Origin of the sequence: Bacillus sp. SLBN-46 (assembly GCF_031453555.1) — a bacterium.
In the GTDB taxonomy this organism is placed as follows: domain Bacteria; phylum Bacillota; class Bacilli; order Bacillales; family Cytobacillaceae; genus Neobacillus.
Genome location: NZ_JAVIZM010000001.1, coordinates 501,737 through 523,198, shown reverse-complemented (window position 1 = coordinate 523,198; position 21,462 = coordinate 501,737). Strand labels below are relative to the sequence as shown.

Annotated in this window: 18 protein-coding genes and 1 pseudogene; 5 read left to right on the top strand and 14 right to left on the bottom strand. The window is 40.2% G+C overall.

The window, feature by feature from the left end; translation table 11 throughout:
* Positions 1-40: 40 nt before the first annotated feature.
* The 9 genes from QFZ87_RS02690 to QFZ87_RS02650 form a co-directional block, all read right to left on the bottom strand.
* Positions 41-1,924, bottom strand: a complete 1,884-nt coding sequence (locus QFZ87_RS02690) for a metallophosphoesterase (protein WP_309857347.1) — start codon at positions 1,922-1,924, stop codon at positions 41-43.
* Between the two features lie 185 nt (positions 1,925-2,109).
* Complete coding sequence (locus QFZ87_RS02685; protein ID WP_309857344.1) at positions 2,110-3,093, bottom strand: PspC-like choline-binding domain-containing protein; 984 nt, start codon at positions 3,091-3,093, stop codon at positions 2,110-2,112.
* Between the two features lie 125 nt (positions 3,094-3,218).
* Positions 3,219-5,081, bottom strand: coding sequence for an ABC transporter ATP-binding protein (locus tag QFZ87_RS02680; protein WP_309857341.1), 1,863 nt, complete (start codon positions 5,079-5,081; stop codon positions 3,219-3,221).
* A gap of 1 nt (position 5,082) precedes the next feature.
* A complete protein-coding gene (locus QFZ87_RS02675) occupies positions 5,083-6,810 on the bottom strand; it encodes an ABC transporter ATP-binding protein (RefSeq protein WP_309857337.1) in 1,728 nt (575 codons plus the stop codon).
* A gap of 138 nt (positions 6,811-6,948) precedes the next feature.
* Positions 6,949-7,296 carry an ASCH domain-containing protein gene (locus tag QFZ87_RS02670; protein WP_309857335.1) on the bottom strand — a complete coding sequence of 116 codons (348 nt, stop codon included), beginning with the start codon at positions 7,294-7,296 and terminating at the stop codon, positions 6,949-6,951.
* Positions 7,297-7,372: 76 nt separating this feature from the next.
* Positions 7,373-8,170, bottom strand: a complete 798-nt coding sequence (locus tag QFZ87_RS02665) for an ABC transporter permease subunit (protein ID WP_309857333.1) — start codon at positions 8,168-8,170, stop codon at positions 7,373-7,375.
* 21 nt (positions 8,171-8,191) lie between these two features.
* A complete protein-coding gene (locus QFZ87_RS02660; protein ID WP_309857328.1) occupies positions 8,192-8,989 on the bottom strand; it encodes an ABC transporter permease subunit in 798 nt (265 codons plus the stop codon).
* A 6-nt stretch (positions 8,990-8,995) separates the two neighbouring features.
* On the bottom strand, positions 8,996-9,880 hold the full coding sequence (locus QFZ87_RS02655) for an ABC transporter ATP-binding protein (RefSeq protein WP_309857325.1): 885 nt from the start codon (positions 9,878-9,880) through the stop codon (positions 8,996-8,998).
* A gap of 12 nt (positions 9,881-9,892) precedes the next feature.
* The gene (locus QFZ87_RS02650) at positions 9,893-10,516 is read right to left on the bottom strand and encodes a TetR/AcrR family transcriptional regulator (RefSeq protein ID WP_309857322.1); all 624 of its coding nucleotides are present in this window, start codon (positions 10,514-10,516) and stop codon (positions 9,893-9,895) included.
* Between the two features lie 200 nt (positions 10,517-10,716).
* Here QFZ87_RS02650 and QFZ87_RS02645 point away from each other — a divergent pair, with 200 nt between their 5' ends.
* Together QFZ87_RS02645 and pepT are read left to right on the top strand one after the other, a co-directional pair.
* A complete protein-coding gene (locus QFZ87_RS02645; protein ID WP_309857319.1) occupies positions 10,717-11,679 on the top strand; it encodes a nuclease-related domain-containing protein in 963 nt (320 codons plus the stop codon).
* A gap of 266 nt (positions 11,680-11,945) precedes the next feature.
* Complete coding sequence (pepT, locus tag QFZ87_RS02640; RefSeq protein ID WP_309857316.1) at positions 11,946-13,181, top strand: peptidase T; 1,236 nt, start codon at positions 11,946-11,948, stop codon at positions 13,179-13,181.
* 36 nt (positions 13,182-13,217) lie between these two features.
* On the opposite strand, the gene QFZ87_RS02635 is transcribed toward pepT, so the two are convergent.
* Positions 13,218-14,207, bottom strand: coding sequence for a phosphotransferase (locus QFZ87_RS02635; protein WP_309857314.1), 990 nt, complete (start codon positions 14,205-14,207; stop codon positions 13,218-13,220).
* A 236-nt stretch (positions 14,208-14,443) separates the two neighbouring features.
* On the opposite strand from QFZ87_RS02635, the gene QFZ87_RS02630 reads away from it, so the two are divergent.
* Positions 14,444-14,569, top strand: a complete 126-nt coding sequence (locus tag QFZ87_RS02630; protein WP_308081715.1) for a DUF4023 domain-containing protein — start codon at positions 14,444-14,446, stop codon at positions 14,567-14,569.
* Positions 14,570-14,624: 55 nt separating this feature from the next.
* Here the strand turns inward: QFZ87_RS02630 and QFZ87_RS02625 are convergent, their stop codons facing one another.
* From QFZ87_RS02625 to QFZ87_RS02610, 4 genes are all read right to left on the bottom strand, one after another.
* Positions 14,625-15,242 carry a hypothetical protein gene (locus QFZ87_RS02625; protein ID WP_309857307.1) on the bottom strand — a complete coding sequence of 206 codons (618 nt, stop codon included), beginning with the start codon at positions 15,240-15,242 and terminating at the stop codon, positions 14,625-14,627.
* A gap of 12 nt (positions 15,243-15,254) precedes the next feature.
* Positions 15,255-16,427, bottom strand: coding sequence for an Alp7A family actin-like protein (locus QFZ87_RS02620; RefSeq protein WP_309857305.1), 1,173 nt, complete (start codon positions 16,425-16,427; stop codon positions 15,255-15,257).
* A 392-nt stretch (positions 16,428-16,819) separates the two neighbouring features.
* Positions 16,820-18,565, bottom strand: coding sequence for a L,D-transpeptidase family protein (locus QFZ87_RS02615; protein ID WP_309857302.1), 1,746 nt, complete (start codon positions 18,563-18,565; stop codon positions 16,820-16,822).
* Positions 18,566-18,757: 192 nt separating this feature from the next.
* Positions 18,758-19,897 carry a 1-propanol dehydrogenase PduQ gene (locus tag QFZ87_RS02610; RefSeq protein ID WP_309857300.1) on the bottom strand — a complete coding sequence of 380 codons (1,140 nt, stop codon included), beginning with the start codon at positions 19,895-19,897 and terminating at the stop codon, positions 18,758-18,760.
* A 200-nt stretch (positions 19,898-20,097) separates the two neighbouring features.
* On the opposite strand from QFZ87_RS02610, the pseudogene rluF reads away from it, so the two are divergent.
* Positions 20,098-20,806 (top strand): annotated as a pseudogene (gene rluF / locus QFZ87_RS02605) (23S rRNA pseudouridine(2604) synthase RluF).
* A gap of 16 nt (positions 20,807-20,822) precedes the next feature.
* A complete protein-coding gene (locus QFZ87_RS02600) occupies positions 20,823-21,449 on the top strand; it encodes a hypothetical protein (RefSeq protein ID WP_309857298.1) in 627 nt (208 codons plus the stop codon).
* The last annotated feature ends 13 nt before the right edge of the window (positions 21,450-21,462 follow it).

Genomic DNA, 21,462 nt, shown 5'->3' with positions numbered 1-21,462 from the left:
AAGAGAGAATGCAAAAAGCACTCTCTCTTACTAAAGTAAATTAGTGGATCCAAGCTCCGTCTTTACCTAATTTGTAAGTCCCTATTTGAGTATTCACAGCCAGTTTTCCATCATCATAAAGGTAATACCATTTATTTCCAATATAAACCCAGCCAGTTTTCATTAATCCATTAGTATCTAAATAGTACCAGCTTCCATTAAAGAATAACCATCCTACTTGCATGACTCCACTGCTTTTCAAGTAGTACCAATTTTCCTTATCTAATACCCAACCTATTTTCATCACACCTGTTTGGTCAAGATAATACCAGTAGCCTACATCCCTTATCCAGCCTACTTGTTTTGCACCGCTAGATGAAAGGTAATACCATTTGTTTTGGAGACATAACCAACCTGTCTTAAGGCTGCCATCATTATTGAGATAATACTCTATACCTTTTTCCGTCAGCCATCCTGTTACCATTGCCCCACTATCATTAAGGTAATACCACTTATTCAGATCATTAATCCAACCCTTCTGCATGACACCGACAGGATTAAAGTAATACCATTTATCCTGAACCTTTAGCCAGCCTGTCACCTTTTGTCCAGTTTGGTAGTTATAATAATAAGTATTATTTCCTTCTTTGACCCAGCCATTGTACTTGTCTGTTTTTAAGCTAATTTTTAAAGGATTGAGTGATACATTATTCCATGCATCAACAGCTGAAACCTCTAATGTATATTCTGTATTTCCTGCTAAATTAGTTATTGTAGTGGTGTATACTTGGTCGCTTTGATCTTCCCAAAACTTTGAATACTGAGTTTGTACTGCTTCCCCGTTAAGTTTGATGATATATTTATCTACCTGTGTATTGTCTTTAGCAGCAGGCCATGAGACGGTTGCTGTTGTTGCTGTAACCTTATTAACTGATCCTGTATCAGAATGATTAAAGTAAGGAAATTCTGTATCATCCACCGTTTTTGTATAAGGTAACTTAATTGTAGTCTGATTAATCCATGTATGATTGCTAAATTCCCTTGCTTTTATTTCTACCTTATTATCATACACATTTACCAATAATCCCTGTGAAAATTCTGCTGGTGCATTACCATTTTCGTAAAGAGTATAGGCTAAAGATCCTGTATCAGCCATGGTAAAGCCATCCTGATAAACGGAACGTGGATGATTTAATAGATAGTGTAAATGTCCTGTGAATAATATTGCCTGCGGATATTTCTGTAGGATTCCTTTTAATCTTCCATCCCTTAAATTACCGCCCCACTCTTCACTTCCATACACCGTGTCATCAATCGGCTGATGAAGAAAAACGAAGATAGGCTTTTTTGGATCCGTTTCCACACTTAATGTATTTTCTAACCACTGATACTGCTCATCAGATAAAACAGCATCATCATGATTGTTAGGATTGGTGACTTTTGATTCTTCGCTACCTAAAACAATAAAGTGATATTTTTTAGAATTTACTCCTTCAATCCATTTATCATAGTAGAGGCCAGGCATACCTGTGTTGGTTATAAACCGATCAATAAACATCTCATCTGTAAAGTAAGGCTTGGGCCAATAAATGCCCTCATAGAATTCATGATTACCCATTACTAGAACTCGTTCAGCATCTTGATTGGCGTATTGACTTAGTATCTGATTAAATTTCTCATACTGTCTATCAAGTCCTTGGTCCGTTAAGTCACCAACAATAGCTAGTGCTTGATAATTGGGAGCAAGCGATTTGAATTCCTGTAAAGCAGTTTGAAATCTCATTTGTCGGTTTTCAATGCTCTCATTGATATGAACATCGCTCATAATAGGAATTTGTAAGTTTGGAGTTGAATTGCTCGGTGTTAACTCATTGGCTTCTGCGGGGATTTGAAATAAAGCTAAGGCGATAAAGCCAATCCATGCTGCTGCAAGCTTTTTAATCATTATTTTGACTCCTTGTCTCGTTACAAAAATATTCAATAATTATAGAAATATATTCACCTACAATTATATCCATTTTACATAATAGCATACTATTACATTACGTATTTAACACATTTATTACATTTTAACAAATTTGTCCAAAAAAAAGAGAGTACCTATAAAAAAGGATACTCTCACGTCTTTTATTAATGAATCCAAGCTCCATCCTTACCAACTTTGTAAGAACCAATCTTTGTATTTGCAGCCATATGACCATCGCTATATAAATAGTACCACTTATTAGATACATTCACCCAGCCTGTTGCCATTGCACCACTAGCCTTTAAGAAATACCATTTACCGCCTGATTTTACCCAACCAGTTTTCATTACACCTTTGCTGTCAAGGAAATACCAAGTACCCTTATCCTGAGCCCAGCCTGTTGCCATTGCACCGGTTTGGTTTAAGTAGTACCATTTACCACCTGATTTTACCCAGCTTGATTCTGCCATTGCACCACTTGGATTTAAGAAGTACCATTTGCCGCCTGTCATTACCCAGCCAGTTTTCATAACGCCATTTGTTCCAAGGTAGTACCATGTTCCATTGTCTTCAGCCCAACCTGTTGCATAAGCAGTAGGAGAGTCACTGTCGGTACCAACGAAAACCCATTGACCGTTTTTCTTTACCCATTCAGTTGTATTAAATACAACATTAAAGGTAGTTTGGTTTCCAAGCTCATCGTTTAAGAAACCTTGCATTGGTTGATCGTCAGAAGCCCAATCTTTAATGTCTTGGACAGTGAATAAATAATCCCCACCATCGTAAAGACCATCGTCGTCGTTACCACGAGTTAACCAACCTTTGTACTTCGTAACATCTAAAACAGCTTTCCCGTCTACAAATTGTAAATCTGAATCATCATCAGAATCCGAGAATAAAGATACTGTTTTAGCAGCTGTTGTAGAATAAAACTCAACTTTTTGAACTTTAGCTTTTCCGCTTTTTCCTACAAAGTTGAAAACGAAGTTGTTACCCTTCTTTTCAGCTTTAACTTCACCGCTATCAGTAAAAAGAGAAACGCCTGAAAGCTCAGCTTTAGTAGCTGCCGCTGCATGTGACACACTTGTTGGCAGCACAGCTAAAAGAAACATGAATACTAGACTTGTAAATGCAATAATCTTTTTCACAGTAATCCTCCTATATGTATGGTTCGTACTTTTCTATTAATTAGCAAGAATACCAATTTATTAGAATAGCATTATTCTTATTTTACATAAAAAGCCAAAAAACTACAAGATTTTCTTTCCATTTTTTAATCAAGTGCACCTTCTACATTTTTAAATTGATTATAAAACATTTGATGGTATCGGCCCTTAGCTTTCATTAATTCATCATGGCTGCCTTTTTCAATAATCTCCCCATGATCAATGACCATGATGGTATCCGCGTCACGAATGGTATTTAAGCGGTGGGCAATGATAAAGCTGGTTCGGTTCTCCATCAAGGAGAGCAAGGCCGCTTGTATATGAAGCTCAGTTCTCGTATCAATACTGCTTGTGGCTTCATCTAAGATCAGTAAGGACGGTTTGGCTAAAATCACCCTCGCAATTGCCAATAACTGCCGTTGCCCCTGACTTAAATTACCTCCATTTTCTGATAGAGCCGTCTCATACTGCTGTGGCAATCGCTTAATAAAGCCCGCCGCATTAGCCATTCTTGCCGCTTGCTCTACTTCTTCATCAGTAGCATCCGGCTTCCCATATTTAATGTTGTCTTTGATCGTACCTGAAAACAAATACGTATCCTGAAGCACAAATCCAAAGCATTTCCTCAGACTATCTCTTGTATATTCACGAATATCCCGGCCATCAAGGAGAATTCTCCCACTCGTCACATCATAAAATCGAGTCAGCAGATTCACAATTGTTGTTTTACCAGCTCCTGTTGGCCCAACTAAGGCTGTACTACTTCCAATATGGGATTCAAAACTAACATTTTTTAAAATTGGCACATCAGACCGATAACCAAAGCTGACATTTTCAAATACAACATGGCCTTTTGGATTTTCCAAGGGGACAGCCGATGGAAGGTCCGCAGGCTCCTCCTGCTCATCCATGACTTCAAACACTCGTTCAGCTCCAGCCACACCAGATTGCAAAATATTAAAGATGTTAGCCAAATCATTTAACGGTCTAACAAATTGTCGGGAATAGGTAATAAAGCTGGCAATCGCACCAACCGTAATTAAGCTTTTAACCGCTAGGACGCCGCCAATAACAGCTACAATGGCAAAACCAAGGTTGTTGATGACGTTCATTATTGGCATCAGGAAGCCCGACCAGATTTGCGCCTTTAAGCCCACCGTACGGAGCTTTTCATTGACCACATCAAACTCCTCAATAACCTTCTCCTCGTGATTAAAGGCTTTAACCACTTCAATTCCAGAAATGGTCTCCTCGATGTGTCCATTTAATGTACCTAACTGAATTTGTTGATTCTTAAATAACACGCTTGTTCGTTTGGCAATCGTCCTTGTTAGTAAAAAAACAAGCGGTACTGTTAATAAACTAGCTACCGTTAACAATGGACTTAAAATTAGCATCATGATGAGTGAACCGCTAATAATCATCAGCCCCGACATAAGCTGTGTGGTCGATTGGGAGATCGTATTACTCACATTATCGATGTCATTGGAAAGTCTGCTCATGAGTTCTCCATGTGTCCTTGAATCAAAAAAGGAAACGGGGAGCTTCTGCAGCTTTTGAAACAAAGCCTCTCGCAAACGTTTCACCACTCGCTGAGCCACGCCAGCCATGAGCCATCCTTGTAAAAAAGTAAGAATGGCATCCGCCACATACGCACAGGTGAGGACGATAATCATTACTTCTAACAGATTAAAATCCACTTTCCCGGATTTTAGGGTCATTGCATCTACCGATTTTCCAATAAGGAACGGAGCAAGTAGCATTAGAACAGAGTCGATTAAAATAAAGGCAAAAATAAGGGTCAGCATCTTCTTTTCATTTCCAAAGTAATGCCAAAGTCGCTTTAATGTCCCTTTAAAATTTTTAGGTTTCACCACGGGACCGCGGCGGTGGCCGCCACCCACGCCAACAGGTCTAATCGGCGGCGGGGTAGGGGCGGTGTTCCCAGTCTGTACATTTCCTTGTGACATCTTACAACCCCTCCTTGCCGATTTGAGATTGGTAGATTTCTTGATACACTTTACACGTCTCAATTAGCTCCTGATGGGTGCCAACCCCAACTAGTTCTCCGTGATCAAGAACAACGATTTTATCGGCATCCATGATAGAGGTAATCCGCTGGGCAATTAGTAAACAGGTAAGCCCTTTGGCATACTTTTTTAAGGCTGTTTTGATTTTCGCCTCAGTTGCCACGTCCACGGCACTTGTACTATCATCAAGGATTAAAATCTCCGGTCTTTTTATTAACGCTCTGGCAATCGAAATCCGCTGTTTCTGCCCTCCTGAAAAATTAACCCCGCCTTGGCCAATTCTTGTGTGATAGCCTTCAGGTGAAGCATTGATAAAGTCGTGCGCTCCGGCCATTGATGCTGCAGTTACCATTTCTTCCTCGGTTGCATCCTCTTTTCCCCAGCGGAGATTTTCCGCCACACTTCCCGAGAATAAGATGTTTTTCTGCGGGACAATCGCAATTTTCTCTCTCAGCTTCTTGGGATTTACTCGTTGAATATTTTCACCATCTACTTTTATCGTCCCACTGTTGACGTCGTAAAAGCGGGGAATCAGGTTGACCAGGGTACTTTTCCCTGAACCAGTTGAACCAATGATTCCAACCGTTTCTCCAGAACGTATGGTGAGATTAATATGTTTTAGAATGGGTTCACCTGTTGTTCCTTCGTAGGCAAAGGTAACATCTTCAAAATCAATTCTTCCTTTTTCCGTTTGACTATGAAGGTCCTCCTGATCCCAGGTAAAGGAATCTTCTAGTAAAAATACATCATCGATTCTCCCTGCTGAGGCCTTTGCCCGGACAAACATATTGAATACCATAGAAATCATCATCAAGGAAAATAAGATTTGAGTCATATAGTTGGTAAAAGCAATAATATGGCCAACCTGGATCCCACCGGAATCCACGCCTAACCCACCAATCCAAAGGACGACAACAATCCCCAGATTGACTGTCAGCATGATCGCTGGGCTAAAGGTGGCCATGAGGCGGCTAGCTGTGACAGATTGATCCTTAAAATGATCATTTGCCTTGCTGAATTTACCAATTTCCACATCAAAACGATTAAAGGCCTTTACCACACGAACCCCTGATAAATATTCCCTCATTACAGAATTCACCCGATCCAATGCCATTTGTACCTTGGAAAATAGGGGGAATCCTAATTTTAAGTTAAAAATAATTAATAGCGCTACAATAGGCACTACCACAGCTAACACAACCGATAAATGCAAATTCAACCGCGTCGCCATTATTAAGCCGCCAATCGCTAAAAGCGGGGCTTTTACAAAAATCCGCATCAATCCATTACCGAATACCTGCACTTGTGTCACATCGTTTGTCAGACGAGTAATTAAGGACGCGCGGTCAAACTTATCGAGGTTTTTAAACGAAAGGGATTGAATTTTTTTAAATAAATCGGACCTTAATTCTGTTCCAAAGCTTTGTGAAACAATGCTCGCTAAGACACTCCTTGTTGATGCACTTACTGCACCAAAGGCTGTGATCAACAGCATCAGTCCGCCCATTTTTAATACATAATGAATGTCTCTATTCGCTACTCCTTCATCAATGATTTTTGCCATAATCGTGGGCTGCAGCAGGTCGCTGATTGCCTCAAAGGTGAGAAATAAAACTGCTAAGCAAAAGGTTTTCCAGTACTTCTTTGTGTATTTTGACAGAAACTTCATAATTCCACCCCAACCTGTCAGCCAACTTTAATAATGCTATTATAGTTTTGTTTTCCTTTATTAAACAATTAATTAGACTTTCAAAATATCGGGGATAAAAAAGAAGCCGGCCCTAAGGCCAGCCTCAAATTACAATTATTAATCCTGAACAGGGCTGAATTCATGTACCCATACGCGCATTTGCGGCAGCCATGGCATTCCTGGATGGATGCTTAGGATGGATTGTTTGTATTCTTCCACATTGTTGAAGCCCTCGCGGCGAGCATCATCGTCAGTTAATTCACCTAAACTCTGTGAGTACACCTTATCAACGACAAATTGACGGCCCTCAAGTGTCATAATTTCACCTGGATCCGCGTATCTTCCATTTCTGCGAGTCGCTGTCTTTTCACCAGCTAAGACCTTTTTCACGTCTTCTTCCATTGTCACTAAACGCTCAACGGAACAAGTTTTTGGCGGTAGTGTTTGGTTTTCATTCTGTGTCATCTATTTATCCTCCTTTTACCAATTCATTTTCTTATATTAACACTATTGTTAAATGAATAAAAGGAAGGGGGGAGTTTTACCCGTTTAAATCTCTTTTTTTATAAAAAGCAAAGGTACCATAAGTAAGGACCGCAGTGATAAGGAGTGATAAAACAACAAATACAGCCTCCAGCCCATCACCAACCATCATATGCTTTGCTTCAAAATATTTGAAAGGGGTCAGATATTTAAGAATGTCTAAATCCTCATTTAAATCAATGACAACCGATAGAACAAACGTAAGCAAAAGAATGGCTGTAGCCATGGATGCGGCTGTTTTCTGCCTCTTTTTAAAGGCCGCAATGGCACTGCCAATGACCATAAACAACAGCTGCAAACTAAACATGCCGAGCATCGTTAAAGCGATATGCCCGTTTATCTTTTCGCCGTCGCTGACTTTCCCGACAATAACGACCGATGATACAAACGTAACGAGATTAAAGATAACGATATTCGTGAAGGCAGCCAACAGCTTGGCCGTAATGATCTTTTCCCTCGATACGGGTTTGACGAATAAAAACTCCGAGGTTTTATCACGTTCCTCTTTAGCAATAATAGTCGCTCCAAGCATCGCAGCATGAATGGTTGCCATCAAGACCAAATATAAAAACAGCATGCCATAATACCCGCTCGCCTTGGATAAATCAAAGGCACCGACCCCCATGATGGCTTGCATTGACTTAGGCATATCGGCCATCAGGTCATTCATCGATTGCCCTGAAGAATACAAACTAGAGTATTTGTTCATACCTGATGCCACCATGAGGATGACTCCAATGCACCAAAAGATGAGCGATTTCCGGTGAGATTTCAATTCTTTTCGATAAATATTCATGAGTTTACCCCTCCATTTACCTTAAACAGCATGGATGTCCTTCTTGGTATAAACAACATAACTCGCTCCGATGGCCACCACAATCACAATCAATCCCGTGATCATAAATGATATTTCATATGCTGAATGTTTCAGAATATAGGCCGTGTCAAAATATTTAAAGGGGGAAAGATACCGTTTTCCTTCCTCTCCTGAAGTCGCACTAAGCATGCCTAAGAAATAGAAGGCAAACACGGTGCTAAGAGATACCGCCAACACGGATTTAATCTTAGGAACTACAACCGAAACAATGATACCAATTGCTAAAAAAATCAGTTGAATAAAAAAGACGGTAAGTGACAGCAAGATTAGTAGTTTTAAGCTGAAATCCTCCGTCTTCACCTGCGATGCAATGATTGACGCCGCCGCAATATACACTATATTTGTTATGACGAGGGACGAGAAGGCCGCCAACAGCTTAGAGGTTACAATTGTTGTCCTTGTAACTGGCTTCGTTAACAGAAAGTCGGCCGTTTTTTCACGTACCTCCTTGCTGATAATAGACGTTCCGAGATTCATAGCCTGAATGGCACCGCAAAGGGTGATAAACGATAAGGCATAACAATAGAATCCGAGAATAGAAAACAAATTTTCCAGATTCAAACCGATCGCTTTCCTTACCCCTTCAGGATAACCTTCCAAAAGCTTTTTGAATTCCTCGGCATCACGCGCAAACGCAGGGAACATGGACATGAACAGCAGGGTAACCAGAATTAATGATACCGTCCAAATAATCGTCGACTTCCGATAAGCTTTTAATTCATGGAAAAAGATATTCATCGTTCCTTACGCCTCCTTTTCGTAGTAATGCATAAAGATCTCCTCAAGATCTGGCTCTTCTATCCAAAGATTCGCAATCTCAATATCCGCTATCTTTTTCATGATGGTATTAATATTCCCTTTAAAAATAAAGCTCGTCACGTGGTCCTTTACGGTTAAATTATTGACGCCGCTGATATTAAAATAAGCAGGATCCTGTTGGTCTATTGTTTCAACTTTGAACTTTTTGTAGGTATTTTCCTTTAAGGTACTAATCTTTTCGACGGTTACGATTTTCCCTTCTTTAATTATAGCCACTCGATTACACAGTCTCTGAACCTCACTGAGGATATGTGATGAAAAAAGAATCGTTGCACCCTTTTTATTTTCTTCCTCCAGTAATTCAAAGAATTTTTGCTGCATTAGTGGGTCCAAGCCGCTCGTTGGTTCGTCTAAGATGATAAGCTTTGGCTCATGGAGCAGTCCCTGGACAATTCCTACCTTCTTTTTGTTCCCTAAAGAAAGGTCATCGATTTTTTTATTCAGATCCAAGTTCATGATTTCCGCTAATTCTTTGATTCTCTTACTGCAATCCTTTTTATAAAAACTAGCTGAGTAGTTTAATAAGTCTTTTACTTTCATATTGTCATAGTAAAAAACCTCTGATGGAAGGTAGCCAATTTCCCGTTTTATTTCCGGGGCAAACTTAATGCAATCCTTCTCAAAGATGGTCGCACTGCCACTGGTTGGATAAATCAGCGACAGAAGTGTTCGGATGGTTGTTGATTTTCCTGCACCGTTGGGCCCAATGAAACCAAAGATTTCGCCTTCCTCCACATGAAAGCTAATATCAGTGATGCCTCGTGATTTGCCATACATCTTTGTCAGATTATTAATTTCAATCACATTCATCGTCACAACCCCCTATTTATAAAAGCACTTAATGAGTATCTCAAAATATTCTTCTGCTTCTTTTTGGACCTTTTGATAATCGATTTCATAATTAGGTAACAGCTTCGCTTTGTAAAGTTCCTCGTCACTTAATTTTTCAAAGGTCCATGTGATAATCTTAAAGATCTTTTGAATATCGATATCGTCTCTAAACTTAGAAACGTCAATGCCTTCGTAAATTTTTCCGATATTGATGTGATTTAGTTCTCTGATTTTCTTCTGCATTTCCGTTTGGATGTCAGCCGAGTCATCCAAATAAGCTTTTTCGACGAATTTGAAGATGTTTGGGTATTGGGCCAGGAGTTCCATTTTGATTAAAACGGACTGGCGGATTCTCTGGAAAAAGTCTGTTTCCGTTAAATCGATTTTTTTGTAAAAGTCATCCGTGATGAGTTCCACGCAAGAATCGAATAAAAAGAGAAACAACTGCTTTTTGTTTTGAAAATAATGAAACAGCAACCCTTTTGAAATGCCTGCTTCCTTCACGATTTCATTGGTCGAGGCGTTGCTATATCCCTTTTGAGCAAATTCTTTGATTGCGGCATTAATAATTCGGTTTTGTTTTTCTGAATCAAGGTTGAGAAATTTGGAATACATATGTGCGCCCTCCTTGGGTAAACCATTGACCACTTGAGTCAATTATATTCTACTCCGGTTGACTCTAGTGGTCAATGGTGGTCAACCTTAATTTTTTACAAAAATTTGTATTTATTGTGATAGGCATAGTATGAGGCGTATGGCAGTGGTACGATGCATAAGGTAGGGTTTATTTTTTATGGAGGTGACGTACTATTTGTATGAAGAATAGAGATTACTCATTAACGCTAGAAGGGTTGATTGCGGCTCAAAGCAGGTTATCTACCGGCCATTCATTGCTCCCAGTTTTGGCAGCTAAACAAGCATCTGTAGAAGCTGGAATTGGCGGGGAGGAACGGGTTGCTGAGATTTTTCGCCGACACAGCTTTTCATTCGCCAACCACTTATTCCACGATTTATCTCCCTCATCCGATGAAAGATTCCAAATGGACACTGTTGCTTTGACACCTTGGTTTGGTGTGGTTTTAGAGGTAAAGAACATTGGCGGTGTGCTGGAGTTCAAGGATAATCCGCCACAGTTGATTCGAACGCGGGAGGACGGTCATAAGGATGGCTTCGAGAGCCCGGTTGTTCAACTGGAGCGTAATCAAGATTTATTGGGAACGTTTTTGCAGGGGAGGAATATTCGTCTCCCTATTTATGGAGCGGTCGTCCTCGCTTATCCAAAACAAATCATTGCGGTTCCTCCAGCGAAGACCAAGCTGTTATTCCCCAACTTGCTTCCCACTTATATTCGTAGTCTTCCACAGCATGGAAAGAAGTTAGATCACGAAACATTTAACTGGCTATCTACTGAACTTCTCCATAGCCATCAACCATTTGTCCCCAAGCCTATTTCTGAAGCATATAAGATTCCTTTTAAGGATTTTAAACCAGGCGTAAGGTGTGGGGGGTGCGGCAGGATAGGGATGGTGAAGCTGCCTCGAACGTGGTATTGCCCTTTTTGTGAGGCAACCGATCACCTGGCCCATGAGCAAAACCTAAGGGAGTGGTTTTTGATTTTTAAGAGGACGATTTCGAATCGGGAGTGTAGGGAGTTTTTGGGGGTAGATGATATTGACACAGCCAAACGTATTTTGCAGAGTATGGATCTAACACCTGAAGGAAAAAATAGGTACCGTTTATATAGGGCGGATCTTAGTAAACTGATTAAGAAACCTTAGTTACCTATTTTAGATGGCATTGCGCTGATTGGAGCACTTTATCCGCTGATTGCGATCCGCTATCCGCCAATTAGATCGCTTTGCGCTGATTGACACTCGTTATCCGCTGATTGCAACTCACTATCCGCCAATTGGAGCACGCCATCCGCCAATTAGAGATCGCAACCCCTAGTCGAGACCTCAACACTTGTTTTGAATTTGATGTAACCCCTCCCATAAAGTGGTATGATAACCTTGAATATACTTAAAAAGGGGAGTGCAGTGAATTGAAAAATGAGCTTATTGAAAGATTTACTTCCTATGTAAAAATCGACACACAATCCGATGAGAGCAGCGAGACCTGTCCATCGACAGATGGGCAGTGGACATTAGCCCACATGCTCGTCAACGAATTAAAATCAATTGGCATGCACGACGTAACAATCGACGAGAACGCCTACGTGATGGCGACCTTACCCGCCAACACCGAGAAACCAGCAGTTCCTACCATTGGCTTCCTTGCACACGTCGATACAGCCACAGACTTCACTGGAACAAACGTCAACCCACAGATTGTTGAAAACTACGATGGCGGTGAAATCATCCTAAACCAAGCACTAAATGTAGTCATGTCACCAAAAGATTTCCCAAGCCTGCCTACCTATAAAGGGCACACATTAATCACCACAGATGGCACAACCCTTCTTGGTGCGGACAACAAAGCGGGCATCACCGAAATCATGACAGCTATGGCGTACCTTATCAACCATCCAGAAATCAAGCACGGTGCAGTCCGCGTTGCGTTCACACCGGACGAGGAAATTGGCAGGGGGCCACATAAGTTTGACGTTGCGGCGTTCAATGCGAAGCATGCCTACACGGTTGATGGCGGTCCACTAGGAGAGTTAGAGTACGAAAGCTTTAATGCAGCCGGAGCAAAAATTACCATCAAGGGAAACAACATTCATCCCGGATCAGCTAAAAACAAAATGGTCAACTCCATGAAAATTGCCATGGAATTACATAGTAAGCTACCGGCAGGGGAGGCGCCAGAGCATACAGAAGGATATGAAGGCTTTTATCATCTGATTTCATTTAATGGCGATGTTGAGCTAACAAAGCTGAACTATATTATCCGTGATCATGATCGCGAAACCTTCCACGCTAGAAAGGCCACCCTCGAAGGCATTGTGACTGAGCTGAAAGAGAAGTATGGCGAGGGCACCATTACCCTTGAACTGAATGACCAATATTACAACATGAAGGAAAAAATTGAACCGGTCATGGAAATCGTTGATATTGCCCACGAAGCGATGGTGAGCTTAGGCATCGAACCAATCACCAAACCAATTCGCGGCGGTACGGACGGCTCACAGCTTTCCTATATGGGACTGCCCACACCGAATATTTTTACCGGTGGCGAAAACTTCCACGGAAAATTTGAGTTCATTTCCGTCGACAACATGATCAAGGCTACCCAAACAGTCATTGAGATCATCAAGCTAACCGAACAAAAAGCATAAAACCAAAAGAAAGCTAACCCATTCACAACAAACGGGTTAGCTTTTTTCGCATATGAGAAGAGCGGCAGCACACTGCCCCAAGCTCAAAATGGTCTCTGTTAATTGTCGCTCCAATTGTTCTCTTGGCCACTTGGCATTCTCCGCCTTTAAATCTTTTTGAATAAGAAGAAGCATCCAAACAGAGAATACAGCAGAGAATAAATAATATTCCTTTAAAAATTGCTCTTCGTCTATTTCAAATTCAACTTGAGACATATACACTTTAAGGATTTGCTCTCGAAACTGAGGTGTAATCCTCTTCGGAAAAAGTGGGTGAGACATATCAATGACATGGTACAAATCCCAGTGAGGTATATTTAAGTGTGTGTGCTCCCAATCTAGAATCATCAGTCGCTGACCGACAACAGCAAAGTTCCCTACATGCAAATCACCATGGGATAAAACCAACCTCTTTGAAAACTCAAATGTCTCGAGTGTGGTGTACACTTGTTCGATCAACCCACGGTCTAATTGTAAGCCTGGCAATTGCTGCATGAACTCATTCTTCATGTGAAGCACATCTGTTACGATATCTTCCAAACGAGGCTTTAGTCCTGCTGACGGAACATGAGCGAGGTTATCAATCGAGAGAGAGTGCCACCAGGCCACCCACTTTATCACACCTAATACACTTTCCTCAGTAAAGGTATGGGTGAGTGCGCCAAGGTCCTCAAGAATCATCCAGTTTAACTCTGGCTGCTCGCTGATAGTATGTGAAATAATTTTTGGAAAAATAGCAGGGAATTGGGGGAGGACATTCTCATGTACCCACACCTCCTGCCCTAATTGACCATTATTCGTCAAAGGTTTAAAAATATAGCTCATCGTTGGAGACAAATAAAATCTTTCTACAAACCTTCCATTCATCCCTTTATAGAGTTGTTCTTTTTTCAAGATTAATTCATCATTTAACGTGCCGTCGGCGCGGACAATATTAGCAGGCAGCTCCATCAACCCACCACCCTGTTCCTCTATTAATAGTTTCATAGATTTATTTTTGGCGAATGTTTCCACTATGAATATAATGTTTATTCAACATTCAAGGCAAGTAAATTTGCTTGTCAGTAGGAAATCCCTATTATTTATTCATATGACCCCAGACTCCATTTCAATCCAACATTTTTCTTAATATAAAAACAAGAAGGGAATTAGACTGATTACATATTTCCACCACATATGGTCACACTAACAATGGTTCAGTTTACAAAAGGAGGATGTTGCAGATGGATAACAAAAGTACGCATGAATTCGTTGAAGATTTACATGAAAAACAACAAAAAGATGAGAAAAATAAAGAACGTCAAAGCAGGGCACATCAAAGCCAACGGCTGCCAAATAAACAGCACTAATCCAATAAATGCAAACGGCCAGACCCTTTGTTCAAGGTCTGGCCGCTTGGCTTCATCATTTATTCATATTCGCCAAAAACCCGCCAAGCAGGTCTTCAACATCCTCTTCATCTGGTTCCTCTTCAACAACCGGTGGTGCTTCTAATGATTTCGCACTTTCCCAATCAAAATCGCTGAGATCATCATCCATATCATTCAAATCAATGGGTGGGGGTGCTTCTTCTACAGCCGCCGCCGTTTCTTCAAAACCACCAACCTCAAACGTAGAAATTGGTTGTTTCTCGGGAAATATTTTTTCCTGAAGATATAGGGCTTCCTCAATATCCAGCGATTGGCTATTTAAAGAAGCCAGTAACGACGTCGCCCGCACAGGGTCCGAAATTAGCTGAAAAAGAATACTTCCCAGCAAGGCTTCCGAGTGCTCGTGCTTCAACCAGTCCCTTTGGGCTTTCGTCAATTTATGGGGGAGGGGAATGGTTATGGTTTCTTTTTCTCTTGAATAAGAATGGCTCACACCCTGCATCACGAAGTCAGCAATTTTACTGGAAAAATTCCTTCGCTCGGTTTCTTTTAATTTTTGCAAATGCTTTACAATATGTTCAGGGGTATCAGAGGGGACGCGAAAGGAAATCGCTTGGCCTCTCTTTATTTCATTTGCGGCAGCTTTTTTCATAGAATCACCTTATTAACTTTTTACTGGTGCTTTATCTGGGACCGCTTTTTGTTTCTCTGATTTTCTTACAAAATCCATAATTAGTTTGTAATACGCATTGGCCATCATCCAAATGCTTTCTTTTTCATCCTCAAAGAAATCGATGTTGTAGCCATCCAAATTGTTATTTAGTGTCTTAAGATATTCTTTTAACACATTGGCCCCGCCGCCAACAAAATAACAGATTTCCGTTTGGGAATTTCGCTGCCATACATTTCGTAATAAACGGTATTGCTTTTTGGCTAAGTCAAGCAAAATCCGGTCTGTAATGTCATGAACACTCGTCCGGCTTCCTTTCACCATAATATGGTTGCGGTCATTTTTCTTCGTGATAATTTCCACGACATCGCGGCGGCTGTCGAGCTCAACGCCATGCTTCGTCCGAATCTCTTCACGAATTGCTTCTAGTGATTCAGACACTCCTAGGTTAAAGCCCTGGGCTTTATCATCATCAACATTTCGATTCTTAATTACAGCGATATCAGTGGATAAGCCACCGATATCTTGGATTAAAATCCGTTTATCGAGTAAGTCTTTATTGATAATTTTCCCACTATTATCCATAACCAAGTTAATATAGGCGGCAAATCCTTCTGGATAAACCTTTACCTCATCAAATTTTATATTCACCTTGAGTCCTTGGTATTTTGGTGTCACGAGAAACTCTACCTGATGAACGGAACCAATTAACTTGGAGCGATACCCCGCATCTTTCCCTTCCTTTACTTCGCGGAGGGGGAGGCCAGTTCCTAAGGTATAGCTTGCATCAATGACATTCTTTGTTTTTGAAAAAGGGCGATTTTCCTGCACTGCATCCAATGCCAAAGTAGCAAACAACATGACAAGTGTTTGATCTTCTTCAGATTTACTGCTGCCAGGGTCTAATTCAGTGGCGTTATTACTTTTCGTGGCAAGGTGACCGATACGGTAAATGGCATTGTTTTCCTTTAGGGCAGGGGAGTGTACCTTAATATGAATGCCATCTAAAGGGTTTTTATTATCGAGTTCTTCTATCCCAATGACAGGGCGATCCTCTGTGTCTCTAGCGATAATGTTTGGAATATTTAATTCATACTCTAGCTCACCGAAAAGGGCCTTAATGGAGTCATTTCCCACATCTACTGCAGCAATTCTAGACTTAGTCATACACATCATTCCTTTTCATTTAATCAATTTATTCTCGAAATCTAGTTTCTTTCTATAAGGCTAAAGGAGTTTAATAGATTGTTCAATGACACAGACAGAAAAGAAATATAAGTGTAAAAAAGTAAACAATATGTAAACTGTGGTAGACATGTATACTTTTTTGTATCCACGAATGACAAGGTTGTATACATGCTGATTTACTAGGAAGTAAACGTATTTGTAAACATGTAAACGTTTTTGTAAACATTTTGTTTACAAAAAGTACACGTGTATACAAATATGTAAACAGTAGAGTAATGTTACAAATATTACTTAAATGCAAAAAGAATCCAACTCAAAAAAATAAAGGCACCTTCATTAAAAGGTGCCTTTGCCTTTAACCTATTCTCTAATTACTGCATTACCTTCCAGAACTCGCCTGCTACCACTTGATAGCCTGTTACGCTTAGGTGAATATTCTGTGGGTTTGGCAGGTATTCTGCGAAATTAGCGGTATTAATCACTTGAGCCGTCGGCACAAATGTATCACCATTCTTAACAGCCTGTGCCTGAATTTGGCCATTCATTGCTGTTAATAATTGTTCAAACTGTGCTTTTTGTTGAACATCAGTTACATATGGGAATGGATTGTAATAGCCCATCACATATACCTTAACCTTTGGATTTAATGCGTCAATAGTGCTTAAAATACCATTTAATTTTGCAGCAATGGTAGCTATTGTTGCTGGTGCATCTGCCGGTTTGGTTTGAATCACTGGAAGCAAGTCATTTGCACCGATATCAATAGTTACGTGTGTTGCTTCTTTAATTTCTTTTTGAACTTCTGCTTTACCTAAATCTGCAATTACATCATCTGTTTTATAACCAGAAACTCCGTAGTTTACGAATTCAATTAATTGATAGGATTTTGCGAATTTCTCTGCAATATAGTTCGGATATCCCCAATTTGGGTCAACTCCATTTACAGGCTTTTCATCTTCTCCCAATGGAGTCATTCCAGCCGCTAAGGAATCCCCTAATGCGACATACTCAACTTGAATCCATGCTCCATCAGCACCTAGCTTATAACCGTTAATTTCTGTATTAGCTGCCATTGAACCAGATCCGTTGAAATAGTACCATTTACCTTCAATTTCCTTCCAGCCTATACCCATAGCACCGTCACTGTTTAGGAAATACTTACTACCATTTATTTCTAACCAGCCTGTTTTCATTGCTCCGCTTGTTTCTAAGTAATACCATTTACCTTTATCAAGCATCCAACCAGTTCTCATAGCACCACTATTCTGTAAATAGTACCAAACAGCACCATCTTTTAGCCAACCAGTAACCATAGCCCCCGAATTACTTAGATAGTACCTTTTGTTTTTATCCTGCAACCATCCTTTTTTCATCGAACCTGAAGAATCTAGATAGTACCACTTTCCACCAGTGTATACCCAACCTGTTTTCATAGCTCCACTTTTATCAAGATAATACCATTTTCCATTTGTTAATACCCAGCCAGTCTTCATGACACCAGAACCGTCAAAGTAGTACCACGTGCTGCCTTGTGATAACCAGCCGGTTTTAGCTGTTCCGTTCAAATAGTAGTACCATTTTCCACCATTCAAGACCCACCCATTTGTTGTAGCTGAATACCCATTCGCTTTTGCAATCGCATCAAAGCTGCTGCTAGAATAAGTGATAATGACCGTTGTATATAGTTGAACTTGGTCATACAGCCAACGAACTTCCTCGTTATGCATTCGCACACAGCCAGAGCTGATATATTTACCAATTGAGCTTTCGTTATTATTACCATGGATTCCATAGGTAGTTCCATATGTACCTCTGGTTTCTAATCCCATCCAACGGTCACCTAGTGGGTTCCGCGGATCTCCTCCAGGAATTCCTCCCGTGTAATAGGGACGATTTTTTATCTTTGTTACAATCCTAAATTTACCTTCAGGGGTTAAATCTCTTGATCTCCCTGTAGCTACCCTAAATGTTTTTACTAGTTTCCCATTATCGTAAAATGCTAGGGTGTTCGTTTTCTTGTTGATAATAAGTAACTGAGAACTTGCTGCCTCTGAGTGCGGCAGGTTAAAGAAAAAGATACTAAATAAGAGTACAAAAATGACTGATAATTTTTTCATATCTATCTCCTCGCTAATGGTAATTACTAATAAATTAACATTTTAGAACTTAATTTTTTGTCAGAATTTGGAGAGGAATTAGTAGTTTTTTAGTATTTTTTTTTAAAAATAGCAAAATAGTCTTTGAATCGTTCGACATGTCAATTTTTTCAATATAAAAAAGGTTAATCCATTAGGATTAACCACTTAAAATTAGAATAGTTTTTCAACGATGGTTTCGATTTCTTTGTTTGTTGGAATTCGTGGGTTGGTTGCCGTACAACCGTCCTTCAATGCAGCTTCACTGATAGCAGCCAATACTGACATCACTTGTTCTTTTTTCATACCGCAAGCCCGCAAGCTTGTTGGCATTTGAAGCTCTCTTTTTAATTGGTTAATATGCTGAATCAGACTATTAATACCGACTCGAACGTTTGCCGCTGGCAGACCAGATACTCTCGCAAGCTGAGCATATTTTTTTGCTGCCGAACTAAAGGATTGGTGAGTTAACCCCTGCAGCCCAGCATTATATTCAATAACGGGTGTGAGTAAAAGCGCATTCATTCTTCCATGTGGAATATGAAATTGTGCCCCACACACATGGGCAATACTGTGATTGATTCCTAATCCAACCATATTAAAAGCTAAACCTGCTAAACACGAAGCGTGATGAACCTTTTCTCTTGACTCTAAATCATTACCGTCCTTATAGCAACGCGGTAAATAATCAAAAATAAGCTGAACAGCTTTTTCAGCAAAAGCATCTGAGAAATCATTTGCCTTCGTTGATACATATGCTTCAATGGCATGGGTTAAGACATCCATTCCTGTATCGGCCGTAACCGTTGGAGGTACAGACTTAACAAGATGGGTATCTAAAATTGCCTCATCTGGTAATAAAGCATCAGAAACGAGTGGATGCTTCACATGATTTACTTCATCCGTAATAACTGAGAAGGACGTCACTTCTGTTCCTGTGCCGCTTGTTGTCGGAATGGCAATGAATTTCATATCCTTTTGCTGCGGTGATAATCTAATTGCAAAATCCTTCATCGCCTTGGCTGCATCAATAGCTGAACCTCCGCCAATAGCTATCAAAACACTAGGATTGAACTCCTGAATCACTTTTACTCCTGCTGCCACTGTTTCAATCGGAGGATCTGGTACGATATCACTGAAAATTTGATACTCATTATCTTTAGACTGAAGTCGATTTGTCACTTCTGCTGTCATTCCAGACTTTTCAATATAAGGATCGGTAACAATAAATATTCGTTCCGCTGTTATTTGGTTGAGTCGATCTAACGCATGCTCCCCAATAAAAATCTTTGTTCGAAAAGAAATCTCTTCCATTCAAATTCTCCTTGGCATATAGTCAAATAGGGTACCACTTACTATTAATCTACTAATTTAACTATACTATGAGGCCAGACCTGATTCAAATGACATTTTAGTGTATAAGAGGGTGTCAGGCACCAATGGGAAGCTTGAAAATCCAACCATTGTTCGTTATTCTTAAATCTACAATTATCCACTTAAGGGTGTGTCGTACTATGCGTATTAATAAGTTTATTAGTGAATCTGGAAAGTCTTCAAGGCGTGGAGCGGATAAATTAATTAGTGAGGGTAGAATCACTATTAACGGAAAGGTGGCACAAATCGGCAGCCCAGGTTGAGCCTGGAGATGATGTACGAATTGATGGAAATCCCATTAAGGTCACAAACAATTATGTATATATTGCTTTAAATAAGCCTGTTGGTATTACCAGTACAACCGAAAGGCATGTAAAGGGCAATATTGTTGATTTCGTTAATCATCCTTTACGGATATTTCATATTGGGCGACTGGATAAAGAGTCAGAAGGGTTAATCCTGCTTACGAACGATGGTGATATCGTCAACGAGATATTACGTGCGGAAAATAAACACGAGAAAGAGTATATTGTCACTGTGGACAAGCCGATTACCCCTGAATTTTTAAAGAAGATGTCTGAGGGTGTAGAGATTCTTAATACCAAAACACTTCCTTGTAAGGTGACTCAGCTATCTAAGTACGTCTTTCAAATTATTTTAACTCAGGGACTTAACCGCCAAATTCGGCGGATGTGTTCAGCTCTCGGTTACCAAGTGGTTAGACTTCAGCGAACTCGAATCATGAATATCCATTTAGGAAATTTACCAGTTGGACAATGGCGGGACTTATCTAAAAAAGAACGAAATCAATTATTCCTTGAGCTTAACTATGAACCAAAGGAATGGTAATTGAGGGGAGAAAATAATGATTCAAACAGACTCAAACATGACCAAAATAGAAATGATGGATCACTATCTGAATTCCTACGGAGGAAACTTTGGCTATACAGAGGTGCGTCACATCGTAAAGTCTCTGTTCGGGCTTGATTTAGAGACAAAAACGGTCATCTCTAGTGAATTTATTGCATCTTTGTCACTGGGTGAAGCTTTCCATACACCCAAATCCATATTAGATGCTTATATCCATCAGCACGAAAAAAAGCTATCTGGCGCAGACATTCGCAAAACAATCAATGAACTTTTTGGCATTAATTTAGATGCTATTTCTTCCTTAGAGCGAGCAAGAATTTCCATTTACTCAAAGGGACAGTGGATCGTTCAAAAAGAAAATGACTTATTTGTTGTACATACTGGCCCCGGAGATATCGATGTCAAAATCTTTCCGACTGCATATTTTGCTGAAAAAACAGGACTAACGGGGGTTCCGACAGAATTACAACAAACCTTAACAAGACTCGGATACAGCTACGATAACGAAAATGCCTGTAGCTTTTACAATAACCCTACAGGTGAAGCGATCCAGGATGAATTTAAAGGCCGGACCATGGGAGCCATTATGAAAGCCATTCAGGATTATTATCCTTATCTGTAAAAGAAGTCATATA